The sequence below is a fragment of the Moorena sp. SIO3B2 genome, from assembly GCF_010692525.1.
Lineage (GTDB): Bacteria > Cyanobacteriota > Cyanobacteriia > Cyanobacteriales > Coleofasciculaceae > Moorena > Moorena producens.
This window is the reverse complement of the sequence record NZ_JAAHHE010000151.1, coordinates 11,796-15,556: the sequence shown is the minus strand read 5'-3', so window position 1 is coordinate 15,556 and position 3,761 is coordinate 11,796. Positions and strand designations below refer to the sequence as shown.

Here is a 3,761-nt window from a genome sequence, read left to right as displayed (position 1 = left end):
ACATAACCTAGAAAAAGATGGAAAACCCTCAAAGTAACATGGCTAATGAATCATTACCAACAGCAGAAGAAGACGCTCCATCCATTAGTGGTTTATACGAACTCGCCATCGGTGCAACAGCAGAGGATGAAGCAGCTCTGATCGAATATTGGCAACAGTTTGGCTTTAGTGTAGGACAATCTGGTACTCTCAGTGCAACCCAAGCTAATCAGTTATATGGTGTCAATTCCAGTTTGCGATCGCATCGACTACACAATCAACTTAAAGACAGGGGTTTGCTCCGCTTAATGGTGTGGGAGAAACCAGTTAACGAAGGATTGGGACTGACTCCTTTAAAAGCGGTGGGTAGCCGTTGGGGAGCGATGCTGTCTTTGGATGTGTTTAATATTGCCAATCATGCCGAAGATGCGATCGCTGCTGGCTTACCTGTATACTATGTTCCACCCCAGAGAAATTTGATTTATCGTCCCGATCCATTTCAGCCTTTTGTGCAAGCTAATCCTTGTGTACATGAAATGGTTCTCATCCAGCCTCTGACACGGCAAGTCATTTTTGAACGCCATGATTACACCATGCCCTTGTCTGGGGTTGTTAACCCAGAGTCCCATTTCAAAGCCTCAGAGTTCGTTCACCTAGGAATGGTGGTAACAGGTGGTAAGGAGCAGTTGGACTTTTACGAACAGGTACTGGGTTTGGTTTGTGGGGTAAATAGTATCGAAAGCCAATACGGTGAAGCGTCCCGTCATATCCTCGAACTAAAGGGTCCAGAAAATGGAGAGCATCTGTTCACGACTGACTTCATACCGCCTGGTGCCTCAGCTACGGATTTATCCCAGGTGCGTTCTGGGCGCTTGCACATTATGCGGATTGAAGGGTCAGATCTGCCCAACAAGCATAGCCACTCCCGTCCAGGTTGCTTAGGCGTTTCTTTGTACACTATTAGAGTACAGGAGATAGATTTATACCACCAGCGCATTAGTAGTAGTGCAGCAACTGAGGTAACACAGGTATCTGAGAACGAATTTGGTGATAAAAGTTTCTCATTTATTGCACCTGATGGCTATTTTTGGACTTTAGTGGAGGGATAAAAAATGGATTTAAAAGAACAAAACTGGAAAAATTTCACGGCCAACCATTTGCGTGACTGGCATGGTATTTGGACAAGGTATTCTCCTGAAGGAGAGATAATAGAATCATTTCAAAGTCTGAGAAGCTTCCGCAGCAATCCAGAACAAACAGAAATTTATCACACTAATCGTTATATATACGCTGACGGTAGGATAGAAGAAAAAAAATGGCACTCCAATAAACAGGATAAGGTGTTACCTGATGGAATTGTTCACCCAGCATTTCCGTCAATGAGATCATTTTTCTTTGAACAAGGTGCAGCTACATGGTCAGCTAAACAGTTAGAACCTGGTTCGGTGTTTCAACCGGCTGAATTGTTCTTAAAACATGAAGATATAAGACATAGTGTTGCCATTCTTTATGATAGTAATGGCAGTTTGATGCGGACAGTGAGTATCCGTGAAGATGCAGCCGGTTTTCCCAGTAAATATTGGTCAAAGGAAATCAATCTCTTACCTGAGAGAAATCTGAGTGGTAACTGGCAAGGAACTTCTGTTACCATGACCCCAGATTTAAAGGTTTATGAGCCAATAGCAACTCAACTGCACTGGCCTTTGGCAGGAAATAAAATGTTCTTTTTTCCTGATGGTATTTCTCTGAGTTGTCCTGAACAAGTGAATATTGGTACCTCCTTTAACATTGCGGCAAATTGGCTGATTACCCCCTCTGATTTACAACAACTAAGGGTCAAGTATGATGAATCTGGAGCTTTGTATAGCTTGACTTTGGAAGAATTTTACCTGTCGGATGCTGGAGGGAATCCCTAAGATATTTTCCAATACTTCATAAAGATTATTCATCTGAGATCAGGCTGTCTAGATATAATGAGCAAATAATCAAGATTTTTTTTGGTAAATGATATGGATTTAAAAGAGCAAAACTGGAAAAATTTCACGGTAAACCATTTGCGGGATTGGCATGGTATTTGGACAAGGTATTCTCCTGAAGGAGAGGTAAAAGAATCATTTCAAAGTTTGAGAAGCTTCCGCAGTAATCCAGAACAAACAGAAATTTATCACACTAATCGTTATATATATGCTGACGGCAGGATAGAAGAAAAAAATTGGCAGTATGATAAACAGTCAATGAGAGGATTTTTCTTTGAACAAGGTGCAGCTGTCTTGTCAGGTAAACAGTTAGAATCCGGTGCGGTATTGCCACACGAATTGTTATTAAAACATGAAGATATAAGACATAGTGTTGCCCTTATTTATGATAGTAATGGCAGTTTGATGAGGGCAGTAAGTATCCGTGAAGATGCAGCCGGTTTTCCCAGTAAATATTGGTCAAAGGAAATCAATCTCTTACCTGAGAGAAATCTGAGTGGTAACTGGCAAGGAACTGCTGTTACCATGACCCCAGATTTAAAGGTTTCTGAGCCAATAGCAACTCAAATACACTGGCCCTTGGCAGGAAATAAAATGTTCTTTTTCCCTGATGGTATTTCTCTGAGTTGTCCTACTAAAGTCAGTATTGGCACCTCCTTTAACATTGCTGCAAATTGGCTAGTGACAGATTCCCAACTGCAACAACTTAGGGTTAACTATGATAATTATGGAGCCTTTTCTGGCTTGACGCTCGAACTATTTCACCTTTAAACTATAGAGAATAATATCTAAGGATTTGGATGTGGCATTATTTAGGCATCATCCTGAATGTTTTTGAAGAAAAATAAAATAGGGATACTAAATGAATTGTGATAATTTTTGTTCCCTACTCTCTGTTACCTTTACTAGAGGTTTATTGAGTTAATGAATTTAAATAAGTTTGTCGATCCCCGATATGATATTTGGATGAAAATAGCAACTATGCTGGAAGAACGTTACCTTTCCTTGGATAGTAATGTTGATTGGGATGGGTTACAACAAAATATTCCTTCAGCTAGCAAAGAAAGAATACAAAAAATTTTTGATAAAATCAAAAACAGTGAGACAATTAATAAAGGAGAGCGGATTGTTTTAATAATGTTAAAGCTGCTCAATGATCCCCCTGGAAATAATGAAGCAGAAATTCTCAAACAATTACAAACCCATATTTGTGAAATAGAAACCATATTTGTGCCTTGGGAGATTGTCTTAGAAAATCAAAAAAGAAATCATCATGAAGCTGAAACAGATCCGATTAAATTAGCTGATTTATATCGAACTGATTCCACAGAAAGAGCATTAAAAGACGCAATGGCAGGTATTCCACCTCAACAACGGGATCAATTTTATCGTGGGATTATGAAACCGCCATATCATACAGTTTCTCGTCGTAATATTTTTCCAGAAAAAGTAATTTATGGACTCACTGGACACTTAATTGTAATTGATGAAAATACTGGGGCTATCCAAATTCAAGAAGCTAAACAAAAAGGTTATTGGTTTGAGAAAGACTATTTTAAATCGATGCCTAACCGCCCCTATGTCTTTCAAAAACCTGGAGCTGATGGCACAAATGTTTGGGATAATTATACGTTTAATGAAGCAGCAGATATTAGCAACAAAAAAAGTTAATCTAGATTAAGGAATACAAAAGTACATCGGTCCTGTGAAATAAGCCAAGGGAAAAGAGCGAAGACATAGCGGTGCGACCCAAGGCCGTGAGCAATCCCTCACGGCCTTGGAGGCGCGCACCGTCCAGTTTTTACA

General features: G+C 39.8%; 4 protein-coding genes. All 4 read left to right on the top strand.

Annotated elements, in window-relative coordinates; translation table 11 throughout:
• Positions 1 to 38: 38 nt before the first annotated feature.
• The 4 genes from F6K38_RS24575 to F6K38_RS24560 all read left to right on the top strand — a co-directional run bounded on the left by F6K38_RS24575 (position 39) and on the right by F6K38_RS24560 (position 3,626).
• The gene (locus F6K38_RS24575) at positions 39 to 1,088 is read left to right on the top strand and encodes a VOC family protein (RefSeq protein WP_044494689.1); all 1,050 of its coding nucleotides are present in this window, start codon (positions 39 to 41) and stop codon (positions 1,086 to 1,088) included.
• A 3-nt stretch (positions 1,089 to 1,091) separates the two neighbouring features.
• On the top strand, positions 1,092 to 1,895 hold the full coding sequence (locus tag F6K38_RS24570; protein WP_287357754.1) for a DUF3598 family protein: 804 nt from the start codon (positions 1,092 to 1,094) through the stop codon (positions 1,893 to 1,895).
• A gap of 93 nt (positions 1,896 to 1,988) precedes the next feature.
• Positions 1,989 to 2,726 (top strand): DUF3598 family protein, encoded by a 738-nt coding sequence (locus F6K38_RS24565; protein WP_287357751.1) that lies wholly within the window; start codon positions 1,989 to 1,991, stop codon positions 2,724 to 2,726.
• Positions 2,727 to 2,879: 153 nt separating this feature from the next.
• The gene (locus F6K38_RS24560; RefSeq protein ID WP_008188172.1) at positions 2,880 to 3,626 is read left to right on the top strand and encodes a hypothetical protein; all 747 of its coding nucleotides are present in this window, start codon (positions 2,880 to 2,882) and stop codon (positions 3,624 to 3,626) included.
• Positions 3,627 to 3,761: the final 135 nt, after the last annotated feature.

What these genes read in the sequence shown, in the direction of transcription:
- F6K38_RS24575 (WP_044494689.1), top strand. Translation starts at nt 39, where the DNA reads ATGGCTAATGAATCATTACCAACAGCAGAAGAAGACGCTCCATCCATT.
- F6K38_RS24570 (WP_287357754.1), top strand. Translation starts at nt 1,092, where the DNA reads ATGGATTTAAAAGAACAAAACTGGAAAAATTTCACGGCCAACCATTTG.
- F6K38_RS24565 (WP_287357751.1), top strand. Translation starts at nt 1,989, where the DNA reads ATGGATTTAAAAGAGCAAAACTGGAAAAATTTCACGGTAAACCATTTG.
- F6K38_RS24560 (WP_008188172.1), top strand. Translation starts at nt 2,880, where the DNA reads ATGAATTTAAATAAGTTTGTCGATCCCCGATATGATATTTGGATGAAA.